Origin of the sequence: Streptomyces sp. NPDC002619 (assembly GCF_042889305.1) — a bacterium.
Taxonomy (GTDB): Bacteria; Actinomycetota; Actinomycetes; order Streptomycetales; family Streptomycetaceae; genus Streptomyces.
Window position 1 is genome coordinate 133,855 of sequence record NZ_JBIAQV010000014.1, and the last position, 21,361, is coordinate 155,215.

The following is a 21,361-nucleotide window of genomic DNA, read 5'->3' on the forward strand; positions in this document are numbered from 1 at the left end:
AAGATTAATTCCTAATTTATTTGAACTGGGTCAGGTGCACGGAGCCGTCGACCCCGCGGTACACGGCGTCGATCGCGCCGTCCGGACCCGCCACCGCCCCGAGCGCACCGTCGAACGCGGCGCTCGGGAACTCCTGCCGCTTGCTCCACCACTGCCAGGCGCCGTTCTCGTAGCGCTGCTGCCAGAGGGTGTAGTCACCGGCCCGCGCATACAGCACCACGGCGTCGCCGACGGCGACCAGCGTCGGGCTGCCGCTCACGGTCCCGCCGAGCGAGCTCCACTCCGACCACTGGCCGGAGGTGTCCCGCGAGCGCGTCCACACGTCGTCGGCCACGGTACGCACGGCCACATGGACCCGCCCCTGCGCGTCGACCACGGCGGACGGCCTGCCGTACGCTGCTCGCTCCCCCGGTGTGCCGAGCGACGACCAGCCGGACGCCGACCCGCGCTGCACGACGCTCCCGTCCGCGCCCCGCGCCACCAGCGTCCAGCGCGCGGGGTCGGTGAAGGCGACAGACGGTGCGTCGGTCAGCTGCCCCCCGAGGTCCTGCCATGCGCCCCAGCGTCCGTGCGCGAACACGCGCCGGTACGCGCGGGAGTCCGCTCCGCGCACGAAGACGTCGATCCGGCCGCCCGCGGAGGCATAGGCGGCGGGCTGTCCGAGGATCTTCCCACGTGCCGGGCCCCCGAGGTCCTCCTCGGTACGCTCCGTGCGCGCGACGAGGTTCCCGTCCGGTCCGCGGAAGAAGGTGGTGAGCGTGTCGCCGTCGCGTACGACCGCCGGGCTCGCCGAGGTCCGCGCGCCCAGGTCGGTGCCCGGGAGGGCGTCCTCTCCGGTGAGCTTCAGAAACGCGGTGCCGTGCGCCGGGACCTCGACGGTGTACGACCCGGCGTGCGTCCCGCGATCGGCACGCGCCCTGAGGTCGCGCACCTTGACCGCGCCGCCGAGGGCCACGTCGGAGAAGTTCACGGTGCGCCGGGCGGCCTGGTCCGAGCGGTTGAGCAGGACGACCGCCCGCTTGCCGTGCCCGGAGAGCACCTTGCTGTAGACGTCGCCCACCGAGTCGGTCGCGACCCGAACGCCCTGCACGGACAGTGGGTCCTGGTCGACGGCGATGATCTCCGGATTGCGCAGCGTCCGGAGCACCGAGTCGGACAGGGTGCGCGGGTCGGAGCCGAGGACCAGCGGGGAGGCCATCTCGGCCCACATCACGAACTGGCTGGTGGACTCCTCCTCCGTCAGCTCCAGCGTGCCGTCGGCCATGCGGCGCGTGGGGATGAGGTAGTCGGGGTCGTTGTAGTGGCCGGGGCCCTGTGCCTCGGGGTGCCAGGCGTTGGCGTCCATGTTGCGCAGGATGTTGGGCCACTGGCCGGGGCTCGGGGTGCCCCAGGCGATGTCGGTGCCGGTGCGCCAGGAGTCCGCGATCGTCGGGGCGTAGACGTACGTGTTGTGTGCGTCCTGCTCGGGGGTGTGCGGCAGGCCCCAGTCGTCGGTGAGCGGATTGCACAGGTTCAGCAGCATCTTCCGGCCGGACTTGGCGACCGCGTCGCTGAACTCCTTGAACGCCGGGCCGGGATCGAGCTTCGCGCCGATGCCGCACAGGAAGTCGACCTTGATCGCGTCGATCTTCCAGTCGGCGAACTGCTTGGCGTCCTCGGTGTAGTAGCCACGGCTGCCGAGACCGCAGCTCTTGCCGCCGTCGTAGGTGCCCGCGTCGGTGTAGATGCCGGCCCGCAGACCGCGCTGGTGAAGATACGAGACGAGGGCCGGGATCCCTGACGGGAAGCGGTCCGGGTTGGCCGTCAAGTGCCCCTGTGCGTCACGGGGGCTGTCGGCCTGCCAGCCGCCGTCCAGCCACACGATGTCGTATCCGCTGTCGCGCAGACCGCTGCTGACCAGCTTGTCGGCGACCGAGCGCACCTCCTTCTCGGTGGGTGCCCCGAGGCCGTAGTACGTGTTCCAGCCCATGTAGGGCGTGGGCGCGAGCCCTCTGTCGTAGGAGGCGGGCGCCCCCTGGTCCACGGCGGGGGCGGCCGTGGCCGCGGGGGCCGCGGTCGCCGCCAGGACCACGGCGATCGCGCTCGCGACGGCACCGCGGGTGACCGTGCGATACGGGGCTCTCCGTGCGGGTGAGAGTGAAGTCACGTTCCTCTCCGAAGGGTTGGGAAGCATGAGGAGACATGACGCGGCCACCCGGTGACGGGCGTCGACGGCGTCACGGCGAAGACTGTGGCCCGCGGCCGAAACGGTGTCAAGAATTATTCCTAATTTATTGAGAGAGTCTGCCCTTCCTGTCCGGGACCTTGACAGTCCCGGCCGCGCGGTGCAGGGTTCGGCAACGTTGTCATCGGGACATTTGACAACGTTGTCACATGCTGGTTCCAGGCCACCCCCGTTCACGAACACCCCTGATCGGAGCCGCCGCTCATGTCGGATCAGACCCCTCAGCCCTCCCGTCGCACCCTGCTGTCCGCCGGTTCCACCCTCCTCGCTGGCTTCGGGCTCGGCATGGCGCTGCCGAGCACGGCCGCCGTGGCGGATTCCGGACAGGTACACACGGCCGCCGTGGCGGATTCCGGACAGGTACAGCAGACGTCGCGGGGCGAACTCGCCGCCTACCGCCCGGTCAAGGTGTCGTCCACCGACTACGCACCCACCCCCGCCGAGTTCGCCGTGGACGGCCTCGAGCTGGTTGGGGTGCGCGGCTCAGGCTGGCGTGCGGCGGACGGCGATCCGCAGTGGATCGCGGTCGACCTCCAGGCGCTGTGCGAGGTCGAGTCGGTGCGGCTGGTCTTCGAGGCGACCGTGGACGACCCGCCGTTCCACGACTCGCCGAGCGGCAGCCCCCGCGACAACACCACCGGCCAGGAGATCCTGTCGAGTTGCGCGGTCGACTTCGTCGTCGAGACCTCGCGCGACAACACGTCGTGGACGAGCGTGTACGCCACCGACTCGGGCAAGGGCGGGGTCGTGGAGATCACGCTGTCGAGGGCCGTCACGGCCCGCTGGGTGCGGCTGACCGTACGGGGGCGCTCCAACTCCAACCCGCTGGGCCTCAACGGCTTCCAGGTCTACGGCACTTCGCGCACCGCCCGTCCCCGCGCCACCGGCTGGACCGACTGGGGCACCCACGACACCGACGCCCCGGCGCTCCGCGTGGCCGCCGACGGCACGGTCCCGCTGGAATCGGGCTGGGACCTCACGATGGACGACTGGGCGGACGGGGACAGCGTCGCGCTCTCCAAGCCCACAGTGGACACCAGCCGTTGGCTGCCGGCGACGGTGCCCGGCACCGTCCTGACCTCCCTCGTGGACCAGGGACACCTGCCCGACCCGGTCGCCGCCTTCAACAACCTGCACGTCCCGGAGGCCCTGTCCCGCCACTCCTGGTGGTACCGGCGGCAGTTCCGGCTGCCGAAGGGCCTGCGCACCGGCGCGGGACGCCACGTCTGGCTGGAGTTCGACGGCGTCAACCACCACGCCGACGTCTGGCTCAACGGCCGCAATGCCGGCGACCTCACCTTCCCCTACGCCCGCACCGCCCTCGACGTGACCGAGCTGCTGGCCGACGCCGGCGACCAGACGCTCGCGGTGAAGATCACGCCGATGCCGTTCCCGGGCAGCCCCACCGACAAGGGCCCGGCGGGTCTTGCGTTCGTGGACGCCGGTGCGAACATGATGAACCGCAACTCGCCGACGTATCTGGCCGCCTCGGGCTGGGACTGGATGCCCGCCGTCCGGGACCGGGCCGCCGGCATCTGGAACCACGTCCGGCTGCGCTCGACCGGCGCGGCCGTCCTCGGTGACCCTCGGGTCGACACCCGGCTGCCCGACCTGCCGGACACGGGCACGGCCGAGCTGACGATCGTGGTCCCGGTGCGCAACGCCGACACCGACGCGCGCAGTGTCACCGTCACCGCGGCCTTCGACGGCGTACGGCTGAGCCGCTCGGTGACCGTGCCCGCAGGCGAGACGGCGGACGTCGTGTTCACCCCGGCCGACCACGCCCAACTCCGCTTGAAGAACCCCAGGCTGTGGTGGCCGAACGGCTACGGCGAGCAGCATCTGCACGACCTCACGCTCACCGCCTCGGTCGGGGGCACGGAGAGTGACCGGCGCTCGACACGTTTCGGCATACGGCAGTTCGGCTACGAGTACGACGTGCCGCTGACCTTCCAGTCGGGCAGCGACGCCTACGCCCAAACCGTCGACTTCGCCCGCACCAAGGCCCGTTACGTCCGCATCCGGTGCCGTACCCGGGCCACCGGCTGGGGCTCGTCGATGTGGAGCCTCGCGGTCGCCGACAGCACCGCGCCCGACACCGACCTGGCCCTGCACACGACGGCCACCTCCTCCTCCGTGGACGACGCCGCGAACCAGCCCGGCAACGCCACGGACGGTGACCCGAAGACGCGTTGGTCGTCGGCGTTCGAGGACGACCAGTGGATCCAGGTCGACCTGGGGTCGGCGCTCTCCTTCGACCGGGTCGTCATCACCTGGGAGCAGGCGTACGCGAAGACGTTCACCGTCGAGGTCTCCACCGACGGCGACGCGTGGACCGCGGCGGCCGACGTCGACAACACCGCGGCTCCGCTGCCCTTCCGGACGGCGGGCGCGGCGAGCCTGCAGAGCGTGGAGTTCGACGCGACGACAGCGCGCTGGGTGCGGGTCCTGTGCCGTACGCGGGCGACCAGTTGGGGTTCGTCGATGTGGAGCCTGTCGGTCGTGGACAGCGGCTCGCCCGGCACCGACCTGGCGCTGCGCAAGCAGGCGGACGCGTCCTCCGAGGCCGACAGCAGCCACGCGGCGGACGCGGTGGACGGGAACGCCAACACCCGCTGGACGTCGGCCTACGAGGACGACCAGTGGATCCGGGTCGACCTGGGCTCGTCGGTGCGGTTCGACCGGGTGGTGATCCTCTGGGAGCAGGCGTACGCGAAGACGTTCACCGTCCAGGTCTCCGACAACGGCGACGACTGGACGGAGGTGAAGTCCGTGGACAACTCGACCGTGCCGCTGAAGATCAGCGTCAACGGGGTCCGCGTGTTCTGCCGGGGCGGCAACTGGGGCTGGGACGAACTGCTGCGGCGGATGTCGCCGGAGCGCATGGACGCGGCCGTGCGGATGCACCGCGACATGAACTTCACGATGATCCGCAACTGGCTCGGCACCAGCAACCGCGAGGAGTTCTTCGCCAGTTGCGACGAGCACGGCATCCTGGTGTGGAACGACTTCCCCAACGCGTGGGCGATGGACCCGCCGGACCACGACGCGTTCCTGAGCATCGCGCAGGACACCGTGCGCCGTTACCGCACGCACCCGAGCATCGTGGTGTGGTGCGGCGCCAACGAGGGCAACCCACCCGGGCCGGTGGACGACGGCATGCGTGCCGCGGTCCGCGCGGAGGCGCCGGATCTGCTCTACCAGAACAACTCGGCGGCCGGCATCGTCTCCGGCGGCGGCCCCTACGGCTGGGTCGAGCCGGACCGCTACCACTCCCCCACCACGTACGGCAGCGGCAACTTCGGCTTCCACACCGAGATCGGCATGCCGGTGGTGTCGACGGCCGAGACGCTGCGCCGGATGGTGGGCGACGAGCCGGAGTGGCCGATCGGCGGCGCCTGGTACTACCACGACTGGAGCACGCGCGGGAACCAGGCCCCGCAGAACTACCGGGCGGCCGTCGAGTCCCGCCTGGACACCTCGAAGGACCTCGACGACTTCGCCCGCAAGGCGCAGTTCGTCAACTATGAGAACTTCAGGGCCATGTTCGAGGCGTGGAACGCCCGGCTGTGGCAGGACGCGAGCGGACTGCTGCTGTGGATGTCGCATCCCGCCTGGTACAGCACGGTGTGGCAGACGTACGACTACGACTTCGACGTCAACGGCGCCTACTACGGGGCCCGGAAGGCGGGCGAGCAGGTTCACGTCCAGGCCTCGCCGGGGGACGGCCGGGTGATCGCGGTCAACCACACGGCGGAGCGGATCGCGGGTGCCACGGTCTCCGCCCGCTGTTACGACGTCTCCGGACGCCAAGTCGCCCCGGAACAGCGCCAGAAGCTCGATCTGGCGCCCTCCGCGACGACGGAGGCGTTCACCGCGGGCTGGACGGACGACCTGCCCGACTTCCACCTCCTGCGGCTGAGGCTCACGGACGCGCGGGGCGGGCTGCTCTCGGAAAACACGTACTGGCGCTACCGCGACCCGCACGCCATGCAGGCGCTGAACAAGGCCCCGCAGACCCGGGTGTCCGTCGACATCACGGACACGGACGAGTCCGGCACGCGTCATGAGCTGACGGCGCGGGTCACCAACCGGGGTTCGTCGGTCGCGGCGATGGTGCGGCTCTCGCTCCTCGACGCGCGGTCCGGGGAGCGGGTGCTGCCCACGCTCTACAGCGACAACTACCTGTGGCTGCTGCCCGGCGAGTCGAGGACGGTCACGGCGTCCTGGCCGGCCCCGGCCCTCACCTCCGGGCCGAAGCTTCGGCTGGAGGGCTTCAACGTGCCCCGAGCCACCGCCCAGGCCTGACGGCCCGACGACCGCGGCCGGGCCCCTCCTCCCCGGGGCCCGGCCGCCGGCTCAGCCGCCGAGCGCCGCCAGGACCACGCCCTTGGCCTCCTCCTGCACCCGGGCGAGGTGATCGGCGCCGAGGAACGACTCGGCGTAGATCTTGTACACGTCCTCGGTGCCCGAAGGACGCGCCGCGAACCAGGCGTTGTCGGTCGTCACCTTGATCCCGCCGATCGCGGCGCCGTTGCCCGGGGCCTCGGTGAGGACGCGGGTGACCGCCTCCCCGGCGAGGGTCTCGGCGGTGACCTGAGCCGGGGAGAGCTTCGCCAGCAGGGCCTTCTCCTCGCGGGACGCGGGGGCGTCGATGCGGGCGTAGGCCGGGGCACCGAAGCGGTCGGTCAGTGCGGCATAGTGTTGGGACGGCGTCTTCTCGGTGACCGCCGTGATCTCGGAGGCGAGCAGGGCCAACAGGATGCCGTCCTTGTCGGTGGTCCACACCGATCCGTCCCGGCGCAGGAAGGACGCGCCGGCCGACTCCTCGCCGCCGAAGCCGATGCTCCCGTCGGACAGTCCGTCCACGAACCACTTGAACCCGACCGGCACTTCGACGAGTTCACGACCGAGGTCGGCGGCGACACGGTCGATCATCGAGGACGAGACGAGGGTCTTGCCCACGCCCGCGCCGGCCGGCCACCGCTCGCGGTGGCTGTAAAGGTAGTTGATGGCGACGGCGAGGTAGTGGTTGGGGTTCATCAGGCCCGCGTCCGGTGTGACGATGCCGTGCCGGTCGGCGTCGGCGTCGTTGCCGGTGGCGAGGTCGAAACGGTCGCGCTGTTCGATGAGCGAGGCCATCGCGTACGGCGACGAGCAGTCCATACGGATCTGGCCGTCCCAGTCGAGCGTCATGAACCGCCAAGTGGGATCGGTGTACGGATTGACCACGGTCAGGTCGAGCCCGTGCCGTTCGGCGATCCGACCCCAGTAGGCGACGGACGCCCCGCCCAGCGGGTCGGCGCCGATGCGCACCCCGGCGGCCCGGACGGCGTCGAGATCCAGCACGCCGGGCAGGTCGTCGACATAGGCGTCCAGGAAGTCGTACGGCCCGGTGGTGGAGGCGGCGAGCGCGCGGGCGTACGGGATCCGCCGTACGTCCTTGAGGCCGTGCGCGATGATCCGGTTGGCGCGGTCCTGGATCCAGGAGGTCGCGTCCGACGCGGCGGGCCCACCGCTCGGCGGGTTGTACTTGAAGCCGCCGTCGGCGGGCGGGTTGTGCGAGGGGGTGACGACCACGCCGTCCGCGAGGCCGGACGTGCGGCCGCGGTTGTGGGTGAGGATGGCGTGCGAGACCGCCGGGGTGGGGGTGTAGCCGTCCGCGCTGTCGATCAGCACCGTGACGTCGTTGGCGGCGAACACCTCCAGCGCGGTGACCTTCGCGGGCTCCGACAGGGCGTGGGTGTCGGCCCCCAGGAAAAGGGGACCGTCGGTGCCCTGGACGGCGCGGTATTCGCAGATCGCCTGGCTGGTGGCGGCGATGTGGTCCTCGTTGAACGCCGTCGCCAGCGACGATCCGCGGTGTCCGGACGTTCCGAACGCCACGCGCTGTTCGGGCTCGGCCGGGTCGGGGTGCAGTGCGTAGTACGCCGTGACCAGCCGGGCCACATCGACAAGGTCCTCGGGCCCGGCCGGGCTGCCCGCTCGCTCGTGCGGCATGGGTCCGCTCCTCCGCATCGGTTGATCCATCGCTCGACGTCTCATCTTTCCCCGACACGGACCCGACGCGCGAGTGCGCCGCCGTATCAGGAGGCGGATACGGCAGAGGGCGACGACGAGTTGGTCACGGCCGTGGCCCGCGGCCGGGCGGGGCGTCGGTCGCGGTGAGGTGCTCCAGGACCTCGGCCAGTTCCTGGCAGGCCTGCTCCACGGACCTGCGGGTGTTGCGCTGTTCGGTGATCACGGCGGACAGGAGCAGGGCGGTCAGGGCCAGCGTCCCGTTGAAGGCCTGGAGCTTCATCATCACCTGTTCGTCGGTCAGGCCCTTGAAGGGTCCGAATCCTTCCGTCGCGGCCACCGTGGCGGCGACGGACGCGAACAGCGCGCACAGCATGCTGCCCGCGAGCCGGAAGCGCAGCGCCGCCCAGATCACGAGCGGGTAGACGAGGAAGAGCAGGCTCATGACGCTGAGCGCGGCCAGCGGCACCAGGAAGCCGGCGACCAGCACCACGGCCGTGGCCTCCTTCCACCGCGCAAGGCTCGGCGGCCAGTGCGCCCGGTGCAGCAGGAGCAGGATCGGGGTGACGATCAGGACGCCCATCGCGTCGCCCACCCACCACGCCAGCCAGACGACCCAGAAGTCGTGTGCGGCGAGCCGGTCCGCGAGGACGAGGAGGCCGACGCCGGTGGTCGCACTGATCACCATGACGGCCAGGGCGCCGAGGAAGACGAGTGCGAGGCCGTCCCGTAAGCGGCTGAGATCGGTGCGGAAGCCGACGCGGCGCAGCAGCAGGTACGCGCACACGGGCGCGGCGGTGTTGCCCGCGACGGTGCCGATGGCGTCGAGGCGCGGGGTGTCGATGGACATGGTGACGAGGAAGGCGCCCAGCGCAATGCCGGGCCAGGCGCGCATCCCGAGGAGCAGGAGGCAGGCCACCGCGACGCCGGTGGGCGGCCAGATGGGGGTGAACACAGCGTCGTCGACGACCAGGCTGCGCAGGAGCCCCAGCCGTCCCGCCGCGTAGTAGCAGGCGGCGACCACCAGCGTCCGCATGAGGAACACGCCCGGCCGGAGCACCTCCTGGTTACCCACCACAGCAGCCATCAGACACCGGTGCGCTCCCGTCGGCGAGGCGGGAGCGCGTGGCGTCCGGCCCTATGGCTGACGGCCGTGCTCGTCGTAGCCCAGCACGAGCACGGCGGCGTCGTCGTCGTGGCCCACACGTTCGGCGCCCTTGATCACGGCGGCGGCCAGCGATGTCGCGTCCAGGCCGGCCACGGCGGCGATGCCCGCGAGGCGCACCACCTGGCCGAGGCCGTCCTCGACGTCGAGTGCAGGCCCCTCCACCACGCCGTCGGTGAGCAGGACGAAGACTTCGCCCGCGGTGAGCCGGTACCGGGACACCGGGTACCGGGCGCCCTGCTGGATGCCGAGGGGCGGTCCGCCCTCGTCCTCGGCGATGCCGGACCTTCCGTCCGCGGTGGCCCAGACGTACGGGACGTGACCGGCCCGCGCGCTCTCCAGCACCCCGCAGGATGGGTCGAGGCGCAGGAAGGTGCAGGTGGCGAAGAGATCGCTGCCGAGGGAGACCAGCAGGTCGTTCGTGCGGGCGAGGAGTTCGCCCGGCTCGCCGGTGACGGAGGCGAGCGCCCGCAGCCCGGCCCGTACCTGGCCCATGAAGGCGGCGGCCTCGATGTTGTGGCCCTGTACGTCCCCGATGGACAGCGCGATACGGCCGTCGGGCAGCGTGAAGGCGTCGTACCAGTCACCGCCCACATTGAGGCCGTGGCAGGCGGGCGCGTAGCGGACGGCCAGATGGAAGCCCGGGGCGGCGGGCAGGTCCCGCGGGAGCATGCCGCGCTGGAGCTCGATGGCCAGCTCGACCTGGGAGCGCTGCAGCTCGGCGCGCTCGCGCGCCTGGGCGGTGAGCGACCTGAGTCTGGCCAGCAGCTCGTCGCCGTCGTCCACTGAGCGCATGCGGGGCATCGATCACTCCGTCGGGGCAATGACCCATTGCGGACAAACCCCTGCTTTTCATCTTCGGACGATCATAACGACTCGACCACGCGGCCTGCAGCGATGCACCGCCCCGACCCGCGTCCGCCCGACTCCCGACTGTGAGCCACCTGTTACCCACGCAGATGTTACCTGAGAGTAACAACGGGTGGTTTGATGTGCGGCGCCACTCACCCTTCTCCACGCAAAGGGAGATCCAGTGACGTTCCCCGCACCGCGCCGCACCCTGGGCGCGGCCGTGCTCGCCCTCGCGCTGCCCGCCGCCGCGCTCGCCGGCACCGCCCCCGCGGCGGCGGCCGAGCCGGCGCCCTCGCTGAGGGTGACATACAACGGCTTCCTCATCAGTACTACGGGCTAACTGTACTGCGGAGGGGGCGGGATGAGTGGTGCTGAAGAGCGGCCATACGACGGGTGCGGGAAGTGCTTCGTAGGCGTGCGCCGACTGCCGCGGAAGTCGGATGCAACGTGGCCCCCTGCACGTCAGAGGGACAACGTCCTGTCGGCCGTTGCCGGCGTAGGCGGTCACGTCATCGCGTGGGCGGACGACTGGGAAGTCAGTGGCGCCACTACTGAGGTTGAACTCGTGGTGTCGTAGGGGCTGACTGCGACTTAGCACTTCGTCTGGCGAGTGAGCAGTTCACCTGGCAGGGCTGAACGTACTAGTTGGCGAGCTGACCATTGCGTTGAGCAGAGAGTTGATCCCTGTTTGGCGACGGTACCTGCGGATGTCGTTGCAGAGCGGGTGCACAGGATCGCCGGCATGACACTGCGACCTGTTCTGGTGAACATAATGGGTCTTGATGACTCGGCGGTCGGCCGGTTCTGGGCGGAGACGCTCGGCTGGGGTGTTTCCAGCGAGGAACCCGGCGTGACCAACGTTGGACGCGGCGGCTTCGATTGGCGGGACCCGGTCGGCGTATGCGTCGACCGGCTGCGCGACGAGGTGCTGGCGATGGTCCGCGGGTGAGAACGGGCTGCCGGTCGCGCGGCGGCGCCCGTCCGGGTCATTCGTCTTCGCTTCGGGCCGTCGCACAGTGACGGACAGCGAGCTGGCCGGCCGGCCCGCGGTCGACCCATGAGCCGAAGCGGCGGCTTTCCCCGTCCACTGTGCTCCGCAGCCACTCGGCGTCCTCCGCCGAAGCGTGCTCCAGCCGCATCCGCCGTGCCTGGAAGGGCACCATCCGCACGCTGACCGGCATGCCCGTGCCGGGCTCCACCGCGGCAAGCGTGACCAGGTACAGCAATCGCAGATCGTCCCGGTAGCGCTCGTAGCCGCGGATCCCCTCGTAGTCGTCGACGAAGTCGCCGCACCCGTACAGGATCAGCTTTCCGCGGTACACCTCCACCGGGCGCGGATGGTGCGAGGAATGCCCGTGCACCACGTCGACCCCGCCGTCGACCAGCGCATGCGCGAAGCGGACTTCGTCACGGGAGACGCTGGAGCCCCAGTTGGCCCCCCAGTGGATCGAAACCACCGCGACATCGCCCGGCCGTTTCATCGCCCGCAGGCAGCCGATCAGCTCGGCTGCCGCGGCGGCGGACGGCCCGGCGACGAAATCCACGCCCGCACGCCGTGCGGTCGCGGCCCACCCGTGGGGGATACCACTCGACGGCATCCCGCAGGAGAAGACCAGCACCCGCCCGCCACCCTCCACCGGGACGATCGCCGGCCGCCTCGCCTCCTCCGCGTCCCGGCCCGCCCCCGCCGTCCGGAGCCCGTCGTCCGCCAGGGCGGCGAGTGTCTCGTCGAGTCCGGTGCGCCCGAAATCCAGAACGTGGTTGTTGGCCAGCACGCAGACATCCGGGCGGACGGCGGCCAGGCACGGTAGGTTGGCGGGGTTCATACGGTAGTGGACCCCCTTGCCGAGCAAAAAGGAGCCGTTCCGGGTGACGCTGGTCTCCAGGTTGACGATCCGGGCGTCGGGCGCGGCCCGGTCCAGGACCGCGAGTGTCTCGCCCCAGGGCCAGTCGAAACCCACCGGCCACGGAATCGGCCCGTTCACCGCCTCCGCCAGTTCCACATACGCGCGGGCATCGCGGATGTACGTCTCCCGCAGTGCCGGGTCACCCGGGTGCGGAAGGATCTGATCCACGCCCCGGCCCAGCATCACGTCACCGCACAGGGACAGGGTGACCAGGCCTTCGCCCATGACTCCAGACTAAACAGCCCACGGGTGGGCTACTCCCCGGTGGCGCCGTCGATGGCTTCGCGCAGGAGGTCCGCGTGACCGACGTGGCGGGCGTACTCCTCGATCACGTGCTCCAGGACGAATCGCACATCGGTGTCACCGAACTCCGGGTTCGGCACGATGCGCGCAGGGTCGTGGGTCACCTGTGCGAACACCTGACGGGACTCGCCGCACGCCTTCAGGTAGTCCGCGTAGACGTCCTTGGCCGGCGTGGGGTCCGACTCGTCGTACCACTCGTCACCGGCGGGGGTGACGTAGGTCCGATAGGGGAAGAATCGCGGGCTTGTGCCCGCCAGCGTCCGCTGGAACCAGGCACGCTCGACCCCCTGCAGATGACGCATGAGCCCCAGCAGGGTCAACGCCGACGACCGCAGAGGCCGTTGCCGCAGTTGTACGTCCGAGAGACCCTCGCACTTCCAAAGGAAAGTCGCTCGGTGGTAGTCGAGGTTCGAGGCGATCACCTCCAGCCATGGGCCCGACACCATGCGCTCGGGGCGAACGATCTTCTGGACCACCATGTCGCTCACGTTCGGGGTCTCCTTGACTCATCGCCTTCATTGCGGGGTGCCGCCGAAGCCGATCTCGTTTCCGTCCGGATCCTGGTACGTGACCTTGCGCACGCCATTCGCATAGGTCGCGCGGCTCCTGGGCCGTAGCCCCCGATCAGCGATCCCGGCGACCCGGATGTCGAGGTCGTCGACGAAGAGGGTGTGCATGGCATGGCCCGCGTGCCCGGGCCGATGCTCGATGTACACATATCGATGTTCCGCCAGTTCCCACACGGCCTCGGCGTCGTTCGGGATGAATGCCGGCGGGGAACCGAGCAGGCGTTCGTACCAGGTCAGCGCCGCTGCGTAGTCGTTCACTGGAATGCCTGCGAAGAGGTCGACGGCCATGGCGTCATGGTAGGTCCCGCTGATCGGACGCTCCCGTATCCAGTCCTCACCCGTGGCGGCTCAGGTCGTGGAGGGCGGTCCGTGGGGAGCGCCACGTTTTCCGCCATCACGTCTGCCAGCGTGCCGTGCACGAAGTCGCGGTTGCCGGTGAGCTGTTCGGCCAGGTGGGGCGAGGTGTTGGCCTTGAGGCAGTGTTCGACGTCGTCGACGATGTTGGTCGAGGCCAGAATGATCTCGGGTGCAAGGTCGCGCAGGGACACATGCAGCACCACGGGGTTGTGGTCGAACCAGGCCGGGTCGTTCACGTGCGGCGCACCCGCGATCGTGGCGAAGACGACGAGGTCGCTGGAGCGGATCAGTTCCTCGGGGTCGTCGTGCATGGTGATCCGTCCTGCCGTACCGGCCTGTTGGACGTAGTCGCGGAAACCGGTGGCACTGGCCGCGGACAGGTCGTGGACGCCGGTCCCGTCGAAGGACCAGCCCGTGGCGGTCAGGAAGGTGTGAATGTAGCGGGCGATCAGGCCCGAGCCGAAGAAGCCGATGCGGGTGGGGCGTTGCCGGTCACGGGTGAGGCGGTCGGCGGCCAGTGCCGCGGACGCCGCGGTTCTGGTGGCGCTGATGAGGGTGACCCGCGCGCAGAACTGGGCCATCACCAGGGAATCGGCCCCCAGGTCGTTGAAGAAGTGACTGTCGAACGGCACCTGTTCGACACGGAGGATGCCGGCCGGCACCTCGGCCAGAAGCCTCTCTGTGCCGGTGGCCCGCCCGGGGTCCCCGCCGTCCTGAAGGGGAGAGATGTCAGCCGGATCAGCCGTGCCGACCTCGGCGGATTTACCTGGCACGTGGGCTCCTGGAGAACGTTTCGGTCAGTTTCGGTGCGGGCGGATTCATGACGCCCGCCTCTCCAGTAGGGCCGTTCGGAAAGCTCGTGTCCTGCCCCTGGATGTCGGGGCTTGACGCAGGGCGATGCTCTTGACAGGTCGGTCGATTTACCGGTAGCCACGCCGTGAATTCCCCGGCCGCATATCCACGAACAACGCAGGTGTCAAGTCACGAACTTCGGTGACATGACGACGGCGCTCTCCTTTGGGCGTACTGGAGGTGTTCCGGCGAATCGCAGCTCACGGCCCGATTCCTCCCCGGGCCGCACCGAGACGACTCAGCGTCCTGGCGACACTCCCCCACCGTCGAGGAGACGACCATGCCCGTCATATCCACCCCACTGGAATTCAACGAGGACGACCTCTACGTCGACCTCGAGGGAATCTTCGGGCAGTCGTTGTTCCTCAAATGCGAGGGCTTCAATTTCGCCGGATCGATCAAACTCAAGGCGGCCACCGAAATGGTCGAGATCGCCGAACGCGAGGGCCGCCTGTCACCGGACTCGGTTCTGGTCGAGTCGTCCTCGGGCAACCTGGGAGTGGCCCTGAGCATGATCGCGGCAAGCAGGGGATACCGATTCCTGTGCGTGACCGACTCTCGCTGCAACCTGGCGACCAGGATGATGATGGAAGCCTTGGGCAGCCAGGTCCACGTCATCAGTGAGCCCGACCCCGTCGGCGGCTTCCTCGGCGCGCGCATCGACCATGTCCGCGCCCTGTGCGCCTCCGACGACCGTCATGTGTGGCTCAACCAGTACGCCAACCCCGGCAACGCCCTGGCCCACTACCGCAGGACCGCGCCGGACATCGCCCGGCAGTTCCCGGACCTGGACGTGCTGTTCGTCGGTGCCGGCACCACCGGGACCCTGATGGGCTGCGCACGTTACTTCCGCGAGTGGCACCGGCCGGTGCGCGTCGTGGCCGTCGACAGCGAGGGCTCGGTGACGTTCGGGGGCGCCCCTGGCCGGCGCATGATCCCCGGCCTGGGCACCAGCAGGCGCCCGCCGCTGCTGGACGAGTCCTATGTCGACGATGTCGTACGCGTGGCAGAGGCCGACACGGTCCGAACCTGTCACCGGCTGGCCCGGCACGGCTTCCTGTTCGGGGGTTCCACCGGCACAGTGGTCACCGGCGCGATGGCCTGGCTGGCCCGCCAGGAGGAACAGGAACTGACCGGGGTGGCCATCGCCCCGGATCTCGGTGAGCGCTACCTCGAGACCATCTACCAGACCAACTGGGTGCAGGACCTGTACGGCGAGACCGTCCTCGACTCCCAGACGCTGACCACCTCGTCCCAGGCAGCGTGACCGGACAGGGAAGACCACGAACCGCACCTGGTCGCACCGGACGGGAACGGCGAGCGCGGCAGATATCTCCGATCGAGATAACTGACATTCCCGATCATCGCATCTGGCAGGGAAGCGCGTCTGGTGTCGCGGCGTTTTGACGTTCATGGCGGCATCGAGGGCGCTGCCGGCCATGACCCCATGCTTCCGCACTCGGGCCACCCTCCCGGTTCGCTCCGTCAAGAAGGTTCTCTTGTCTGTTTCGTCAAAGATCCGGAGCCCTCGTAGGCCATCGCCCACGCGGTCGTCTCACGACGTGCCGGGCCGCCTGGTCGCGCTCTTCGCCGTCGCTTCCGGCATGACGGTCGCCAACCTGTACTACGCCCAGCCCCTGCTGTCCTCGCTGAGCGGCGTCTTTCACGTCAGCCCGGCCACGGCCGGCGCCCTGATCACGTTCACCCAGGTCGGGTACGTGATCGGCATGCTCTTCCTGGTCCCGCTCGGCGACCGGCTGGAGAAGCGCAACCTGATCACCGTCCTCCTGACGGTCACGACGCTCGCCCTGGTGGCGGCCGGACTGGCCACCAGTTTCCCCATGCTGCTGATCGCCTCACTGGCCGGCGGAGCCACCTCGGTGGTCGCCCAGATCCTGGTGCCCTTCGCCGCGAGCCTCGCACCCGACCACGCCCGCGGACGCATCGTCGGGCGGGTGATGAGCGGTCTCCTCGCCGGCATCCTCCTCTCCCGCACACTGAGCAGCCTGGTCTCCGACCTCGTCGGCTGGCGCATCGTCTTCCTCGGCTCGGCCGCCCTCATGGCGGTGCTCGCCGTAGCCCTGCGCACGGCCCTGCCGCGGCAGGCCCCGACCACCGCCATCCCCTACCATCACGTGCTGCGCTCCACCGCGCGGCTGATGCGTACGCACCCCGCTCTGGTGCGCCGCGGCCTCTACCAGGCAGCGATGTTCGGCGCGTTCAGTGCCTTCTGGACCACCCTCTCCTTCGTGCTGACCGGTCCCCACTTCCACTACTCGCAGATCGGAGTCGGCGTCTTCGCGCTCGTCGGCGCTGCCGGCGCGGCCATCGCCCCGTTCGCCGGGCACTGGGCCGACCGGGGACTCGTACGTCCCATGACCGGCGTCGCACTCGCCGTCGCCGCACTCGCCTTCGCACTCGCGGGATTCGGCCGGCACAGCATCATCCTGATCGCCCTGGCCGCGATCCTCATCGACATGGCTGTGCAGACCACCCTCATCCTCGGTCAGCACACCGTCTATCAGCTCGACCCCACCGCCCGTGCCCGCCTCAACAGCGCCTTCATCGCCACGTTCTTCATCGGCGGCGCGGCCGGTTCCCAGCTCGGTTCCGTCATGTACCACATGGAGGGCTGGACAGGGCTCACCGTCCTGGGCTCCGTCCTCTCCCTGATCGCCCTTCTCTACTGGTCCACCGAACGCCGACAGCTTGAGCCGGCCAGGTCAACTACGACGCACAAGTAGCGCGCTACGACCATCGCCGCGTCCTCCTCCACCAGACCGGCCGCGACAAGCGAGCCGAGGACGGCTGACGGGCCGTACGCCGACGCGGCGATGGCGTCGACCGTGTCAGACGTGTGCGAGGAGGCGCTCCAGCGGCCGGGGAACGCGCCCGAGGTCCAGGTGCGCGACCAGCGCCCGCGCGTAGAGCGCCTTGCGACCGCTGTGCGTGCCCATGAAGCGGCGCAGTTGGTGTTCCACGGGTCGTTCTCGCTGTGCCGGCTGGCCCCGGAAGGTGCGGAATGGGCGCATCTCGCCCTGGTCCTCGATCACCTGCTGCACGCCCTCGGGCCCGAGAGCGCGGATCAGCTCGTCCTCCAGGTCGGCGACGCACACGTGGAACCCGAGTGTCTCCAGTCCGGCGCGGGTGAGACCGGACCCGAGTCCGACCCGCTCCAGATGACGCCGGAAATGCCGCTCCTCGCCGATGTCGCAGAGACCGGCGAGCGGGAGGCCGAGCCCCGGAGGACCGCACACGTCCAGGAAACGCCCGATGTTCGTCGCACCTCCGAGCGGTACCACCGCGACGCCCTCCGCACCGAGGTCGCGGCCGTGGCGCGTGGCCAGCACTTCGAGCGCGACCTGATCACTGCTCCCCTCGACGAGCACGACCGTCCGCGCACCGCCACCGGCCAGCTCCCGCGCCTCCGCGGCGGCCGCATCCGCCCCTGCTCCGCCGGCCGCCCACGCGACCAGCGCCAGACAAAATCGCCTCAACTCATCCACGAGACCTCGCTTCCTGACGTCATCCTGGCACGGCCCAAATCCCGTACGCACGCACGTTTTTCGAGCGCAGCGGCTCAAGGAGCCTTTGCTGATTCGGTCGCGCTCCGTGAGGGCGAGCCGTTAACTTCCGCCTGAGCGCTGTGAGGCACGCGACGCGCTCACGAGGGGTGCCGGGCATGGAGATCGAGGGCGTGCGGACCGACCGTTTGGGCTTGCTGCTCGACCAGTTCGACAAGGCCAGGGAGATGGCCCAGGTACGGCTGACGGGGCTGGGCGACGAGGAGTACCTGTGGGAGCCGGCGCCCGGCAGCTGGTCGATCCGACGCCGGGCCGGGGCGTCGACGCCCCGGGCGTTCGGGCCGGGCGTTCGGGCCGGGCGTTCGGGCCGGGCGAGTGAGTGCTCGACCTGGGCGCCCCGGACATCCCGGCGAGTGAGTACGCCGAGGTCGCCCGGCAGGCCACCGGCGGCATGTCGGTCGCCAAGATCGCCGAGGACTGGAGTGTGAGTGTCGAGCGGGTCGAGCAGATCCTCGCCCACACCGGTGAGCCGGAGCCCGACGAGACGCCGGTCACGACCATCGCGTGGCGGCTGGCGCACCTGCACTTCTGCTTCGCGGGCCAATGGGAATGGACCTTCGGCGAACAGCGGCGGGAACCGAAGCTGCTGGTCGACTTCACCCCTCCCCCGCCCTGGCACTCGAACGGTTCTGGGTGGTGATCGACCGCTGGCGCAACGACGTCGCCGCCCTCACCGACGAGCAACTCGACACGGTGGGCTTCTCGCAGTACCCCTACGGCTCCGACCCCGACGAACCGTTCATCGCCGTCGTGTGGGGGGCCAACCTCGAATTCATCCACCACATGGCCGAGATCGCGCTCCTCCGCGACCCATGGCGGACCCGCTTCACCACGCCTGGGTAGGCCCAGGGCGAGCAAGCCGGAGCCGGGTGTCGGCGGCGATGATCAACCCGAGTCGGCGGCGGGCCGCGTCATCGCATGTCTTTCATCGCTCTTCGAGTTGCAGGGTGAGGCGGGCAGCGGTGGTGACGGTGGAGTCGAACACCTGGCAGGCGACCACGGCGTGCGTGATGCCGGTCGCCGCGCGGATCAGGTCGAGTCGCATGGTGCGGCCGGTCTGAGTGCGCAGCCGGGCGTCCAGCCAGGTCGTGGTGGCGCTGACGTCCGTGGTCCGGGTGTGGTCGCCGTCCAGGATGCGGGTGCCGTCGTGCACGGCGGTGGTGTGCAGTACGGGGATGTCGGCGCCGTCGGCGGTGAGTGTCCCGTCGGCAGCCAGCGTCCAGTGGACATGGCTGAGGCGGTCCGCCAAGTCCTGGGCCTGGGCGGGCGCCCCGGACAGCGGTTCCACGGAGACGACGTGGAGCGTGCGGAATGACCGCGTGCGGCCATCGGCGGGTGGGGCGGCGCTCGTGGTGTCCGGCGTCTGCGGGGCGTCGAAGGACGGGAGCCTTTCGGGTCGGGTGGGCGGCGTGGGCCTCGAAGGACTGGGGCAGGGCGTCGGCAGGCTGGCGGTTCCGGCCGTACCACCGCCTGTGGCAGGAACGCGGGCGCCGTCCCGGGAGGGCTCGCCGGGCTTCGGGCCCGCAGGAAGGAGTCCGAGGACGAGGGCCAGCACGGGCAGTAGGGCGGAGGTCGCGTACACGACCGGTGAGAAGGCGCCGACCGCCCGCCCACGCCACCCCCACAGCCGTGGCCACAGCCCGGCAAACAGGGGCCAGACGGCGAGAGCGCCCAGCATCGCCCACCACATGGGACCCGAGGTGAGCTGCCCATGAGCGAGTGATACGGCGGTCCGGACGGCCCCGTCCGTGGAGGAGTCGCCGAGCAGACGGTAGGCCAGTGCGGCGCCGAGCAGGTCCAGCAGGTTTTCCGTGAGCACCGCCGCCGGCCACAGGAGCATCAGCACGAGTTGAGCAACCGGCTGCTCGGTGCGGGCGGTGAACCACAGCCGCAGGCGCACGGGCGGGTGGTAGAGCCGGACTAGGGCGCCGTGGGCGGACTCCGCCAGGGCGTTCAGGGCGCGTAGTTGCGCTGCCCGTCCGGCCGTCCGGGCGGCGAACCGGTCCGCGGTCAGCTCCGCCGACCACAAGGCGCTCACCACGATCAGCAGCACCTTGGGCACGCTCAGGACCACCAGGACGATCTGAGCCGACATCAGGGGCGCGGTCGCGTTCCCGGAGGCGAACAGCAGCGCCACGGGCATCAGGCCGAACATCACGAAGACGTACGGCCAGGCTCTGACCAGCGCAGTGAACGGGCTGCCGAGCCCGGCGACATGCTGCTCGCCGTGCCGGAGGTGGCCGATCTCGTGCAGCAGGACCGCTTCGGCCGCTTCCCGGTCCCTCTCCCACAGACTGACCAGCGGGCTGAAGACTGCGACCCGTGTGGTGCGCCAGCCGCCGGGATAGACACGAGCGAGCAGGGCCCGCTGCACGGTGACCCGCAGTTCGGTGCCCGGCGCCCGTTCGGCCAGGAAGCGCCGCATCTGGTCATAGACGTGCTGAGCGGGATACGGCTCGTTGTGCGGGGGCCGCAGCCCGTACCGCCGCTCGACCCGCCGTGTGCGCGGCTGGGGCGGGACCAGGGAGAGGGCGCCCGCCAGCAGGAAGAGCATGGGGAGCAGTTGTACGAGGGTCAGTGCCAGAACCGTCAGCAGGGCGGGGCTCCGGTCGTACTCGATCCTGCTCCCGGACACCGTCCAGGTCAGCCAGTCGACCAGCACCGGGACCTGCGCTCCGAGCAGTCCCAGGGTCAGCCACAGCCAGGGCGGCGGCCCCCACAGCCGCGCGGGCCGGGCGCCGGGCCCGGATGCCGGCTGTGCCGGATGAGCGGCGGTCGCCCGACTCATGCGCCGTCCGTCTCACCTTGTGTCGTCATGGGCGGCCTACCCGGCGCGGTGTCGGCTCCTGGCGCGGTGCGGCGGCGCAGCAGGCCGGAGGCCGCACCGGCCAGACGGCGCAGCGGAGCCCCGAGGCGTCGGGGCCCGGGGAGGGCCGGTTCGGGCGGCTCGTTCGCCACCAGAGCGTCGAGGAACGCAGCAACGCCGTCCCGGTCCTCGGCGCCCAGTAATTGCGCGGTCAGCTGGGCCACGAGTTCCTCGGCCGTGGCCGTGTCGACTCCCCGGGCGCGCAGCCGTTGGCACATGTGCAGCGCGGCCAGCACTCCTTCTCCTGAGGGTTGCTGCGGCGTGCTCGGGGTTCGGCTGCCCGCGTGCCCCTCGCTGGTGCGGGCAGGACCGGGTGGCGGGTGCGGCTCCTGCCCGGTGCGTTGCGCCCGCAGGCTGACCAGCAGCGCGGCCGCGGAGACGGCATTGGCGAACTGCTGGCTGCCCAGGGCCGCCTTCACCACGTCGGCAGCGTAGGCCAGCGCGTCCAGGAGTTCGGGCAGCACGGTGGAGATCCCGCCGCCGAACCCACCGGGGGCGAGCCCTTCGGTCCGGAAGAGCTCCCGGCGTGTTTTGCCGCCGGCCGCGTAGGCGCGGGTGATCTGCGCCGCGAGAGCGGTTTCGTCGGGTACCGTCCATCGCGCTATCCGCACGCCCCAGCGGTCGAGGTCGTCACCGGCCACAGTGCCCTCCTCTTCGCGCTTCC

The 21,361-nt window shown here is 70.2% G+C and carries 15 protein-coding genes and 2 pseudogenes; 6 read left to right on the forward strand and 11 right to left on the reverse strand.

Translation table 11 applies throughout. From position 1 onward, the window contains the following. Nucleotides 1–16 precede the first annotated feature (16 nt). Nucleotides 17–2,146 carry a glycoside hydrolase family 27 protein gene (locus tag ACFYXB_RS22870; protein ID WP_389585221.1) on the reverse strand — a complete coding sequence of 710 codons (2,130 nt, stop codon included), beginning with the start codon at nucleotides 2,144–2,146 and terminating at the stop codon, nucleotides 17–19. 282 nt (nucleotides 2,147–2,428) lie between these two features. Between ACFYXB_RS22870 and ACFYXB_RS22875 the strand changes: the two genes are divergently transcribed. Beyond that, complete coding sequence (locus ACFYXB_RS22875) at nucleotides 2,429–6,532, forward strand: discoidin domain-containing protein (protein WP_389585224.1); 4,104 nt, start codon at nucleotides 2,429–2,431, stop codon at nucleotides 6,530–6,532. Nucleotides 6,533–6,583: 51 nt separating this feature from the next. On the opposite strand, the gene pgm is transcribed toward ACFYXB_RS22875, so the two are convergent. The 3 genes from pgm to ACFYXB_RS22890 form a co-directional block, all read right to left on the reverse strand. Next, nucleotides 6,584–8,224 (reverse strand): phosphoglucomutase (alpha-D-glucose-1,6-bisphosphate-dependent), encoded by a 1,641-nt coding sequence (gene pgm / locus ACFYXB_RS22880; protein WP_389585227.1) that lies wholly within the window; start codon nucleotides 8,222–8,224, stop codon nucleotides 6,584–6,586. A 124-nt stretch (nucleotides 8,225–8,348) separates the two neighbouring features. Next, nucleotides 8,349–9,320, reverse strand: coding sequence for an MASE1 domain-containing protein (locus ACFYXB_RS22885; RefSeq protein ID WP_389585323.1), 972 nt, complete (start codon nucleotides 9,318–9,320; stop codon nucleotides 8,349–8,351). A gap of 60 nt (nucleotides 9,321–9,380) precedes the next feature. Further along, entirely contained in the window at nucleotides 9,381–10,211 is an 831-nt protein-coding gene (locus ACFYXB_RS22890; RefSeq protein ID WP_389585230.1) for a PP2C family protein-serine/threonine phosphatase, read from the reverse strand. 229 nt (nucleotides 10,212–10,440) lie between these two features. Between ACFYXB_RS22890 and ACFYXB_RS22895 the strand changes: the two genes are divergently transcribed. Together ACFYXB_RS22895 and ACFYXB_RS22900 are read left to right on the forward strand one after the other, a co-directional pair. Then, on the forward strand, nucleotides 10,441–10,599 hold the full coding sequence (locus ACFYXB_RS22895) for a hypothetical protein (protein WP_389585232.1): 159 nt from the start codon (nucleotides 10,441–10,443) through the stop codon (nucleotides 10,597–10,599). Between the two features lie 402 nt (nucleotides 10,600–11,001). Next, a pseudogene (locus ACFYXB_RS22900) lies at nucleotides 11,002–11,169 on the forward strand (VOC family protein); the annotation flags it as partial. A 76-nt stretch (nucleotides 11,170–11,245) separates the two neighbouring features. Here the strand turns inward: ACFYXB_RS22900 and ACFYXB_RS22905 are convergent. From ACFYXB_RS22905 to ACFYXB_RS22920, 4 genes are read right to left on the reverse strand one after another with little or no spacing between them, the layout of a single operon-like run. After that, on the reverse strand, nucleotides 11,246–12,391 hold the full coding sequence (locus ACFYXB_RS22905) for a CapA family protein (protein ID WP_389585234.1): 1,146 nt from the start codon (nucleotides 12,389–12,391) through the stop codon (nucleotides 11,246–11,248). 29 nt (nucleotides 12,392–12,420) lie between these two features. After that, nucleotides 12,421–12,957, reverse strand: coding sequence for a DinB family protein (locus ACFYXB_RS22910; RefSeq protein ID WP_389585236.1), 537 nt, complete (start codon nucleotides 12,955–12,957; stop codon nucleotides 12,421–12,423). Between the two features lie 27 nt (nucleotides 12,958–12,984). Then, entirely contained in the window at nucleotides 12,985–13,326 is a 342-nt protein-coding gene (locus ACFYXB_RS22915) for a VOC family protein (protein WP_351365880.1), read from the reverse strand. Then, nucleotides 13,293–14,168, reverse strand: a complete 876-nt coding sequence (locus ACFYXB_RS22920) for a hypothetical protein (protein WP_389585238.1) — start codon at nucleotides 14,166–14,168, stop codon at nucleotides 13,293–13,295. The genes ACFYXB_RS22915 and ACFYXB_RS22920 overlap by 34 nt, the downstream gene beginning before the upstream one ends. Before the next feature lie 359 nt (nucleotides 14,169–14,527). Here ACFYXB_RS22920 and sbnA point away from each other — a divergent pair, with 359 nt between their 5' ends. Both sbnA and ACFYXB_RS22930 read left to right on the forward strand, forming a co-directional pair. Next, nucleotides 14,528–15,514, forward strand: a complete 987-nt coding sequence (sbnA, locus tag ACFYXB_RS22925) for a 2,3-diaminopropionate biosynthesis protein SbnA (protein WP_389585240.1) — start codon at nucleotides 14,528–14,530, stop codon at nucleotides 15,512–15,514. 295 nt (nucleotides 15,515–15,809) lie between these two features. Further along, nucleotides 15,810–16,991, forward strand: a complete 1,182-nt coding sequence (locus tag ACFYXB_RS22930; RefSeq protein ID WP_389585242.1) for an MFS transporter — start codon at nucleotides 15,810–15,812, stop codon at nucleotides 16,989–16,991. 105 nt (nucleotides 16,992–17,096) lie between these two features. Here the strand turns inward: ACFYXB_RS22930 and ACFYXB_RS22935 are convergent, their stop codons facing one another. After that, on the reverse strand, nucleotides 17,097–17,753 hold the full coding sequence (locus ACFYXB_RS22935; protein WP_389585244.1) for a TOPRIM nucleotidyl transferase/hydrolase domain-containing protein: 657 nt from the start codon (nucleotides 17,751–17,753) through the stop codon (nucleotides 17,097–17,099). 176 nt (nucleotides 17,754–17,929) lie between these two features. Between ACFYXB_RS22935 and ACFYXB_RS22940 the strand changes: the two are divergent. Further along, a pseudogene (locus tag ACFYXB_RS22940) lies at nucleotides 17,930–18,674 on the forward strand (DinB family protein). An 82-nt stretch (nucleotides 18,675–18,756) separates the two neighbouring features. On the opposite strand, the gene ACFYXB_RS22945 reads toward ACFYXB_RS22940, so the two are convergent. Together ACFYXB_RS22945 and ACFYXB_RS22950 are read right to left on the reverse strand one after the other, a co-directional pair. Further along, nucleotides 18,757–20,619: a M48 family metalloprotease gene (locus ACFYXB_RS22945; protein ID WP_389585245.1), complete on the reverse strand. Its 1,863-nt coding sequence runs from the start codon at nucleotides 20,617–20,619 to the stop codon at nucleotides 18,757–18,759. Further along, nucleotides 20,616–21,338 (reverse strand): hypothetical protein, encoded by a 723-nt coding sequence (locus ACFYXB_RS22950; RefSeq protein ID WP_389585247.1) that lies wholly within the window; start codon nucleotides 21,336–21,338, stop codon nucleotides 20,616–20,618. Before ACFYXB_RS22950 ends, ACFYXB_RS22945 begins: the two co-directional genes overlap by 4 nt. Nucleotides 21,339–21,361: the final 23 nt, after the last annotated feature.

Coding starts and splice junctions, on each gene's coding strand:
- ACFYXB_RS22875 (WP_389585224.1), top strand. CDS start 2,429: ATGTCGGATCAGACCCCTCAGCCCTCCCGTCGCACCCTGCTGTCCGCC.
- pgm (WP_389585227.1), bottom strand. CDS start 8,224: ATGCCGCACGAGCGAGCGGGCAGCCCGGCCGGGCCCGAGGACCTTGTC.
- ACFYXB_RS22890 (WP_389585230.1), bottom strand. CDS start 10,211: ATGCCCCGCATGCGCTCAGTGGACGACGGCGACGAGCTGCTGGCCAGA.
- ACFYXB_RS22905 (WP_389585234.1), bottom strand. CDS start 12,391: ATGGGCGAAGGCCTGGTCACCCTGTCCCTGTGCGGTGACGTGATGCTG.
- ACFYXB_RS22915 (WP_351365880.1), bottom strand. CDS start 13,326: ATGGCCGTCGACCTCTTCGCAGGCATTCCAGTGAACGACTACGCAGCG.
- sbnA (WP_389585240.1), top strand. CDS start 14,528: ATGCCCGTCATATCCACCCCACTGGAATTCAACGAGGACGACCTCTAC.
- ACFYXB_RS22945 (WP_389585245.1), bottom strand. CDS start 20,619: ATGAGTCGGGCGACCGCCGCTCATCCGGCACAGCCGGCATCCGGGCCC.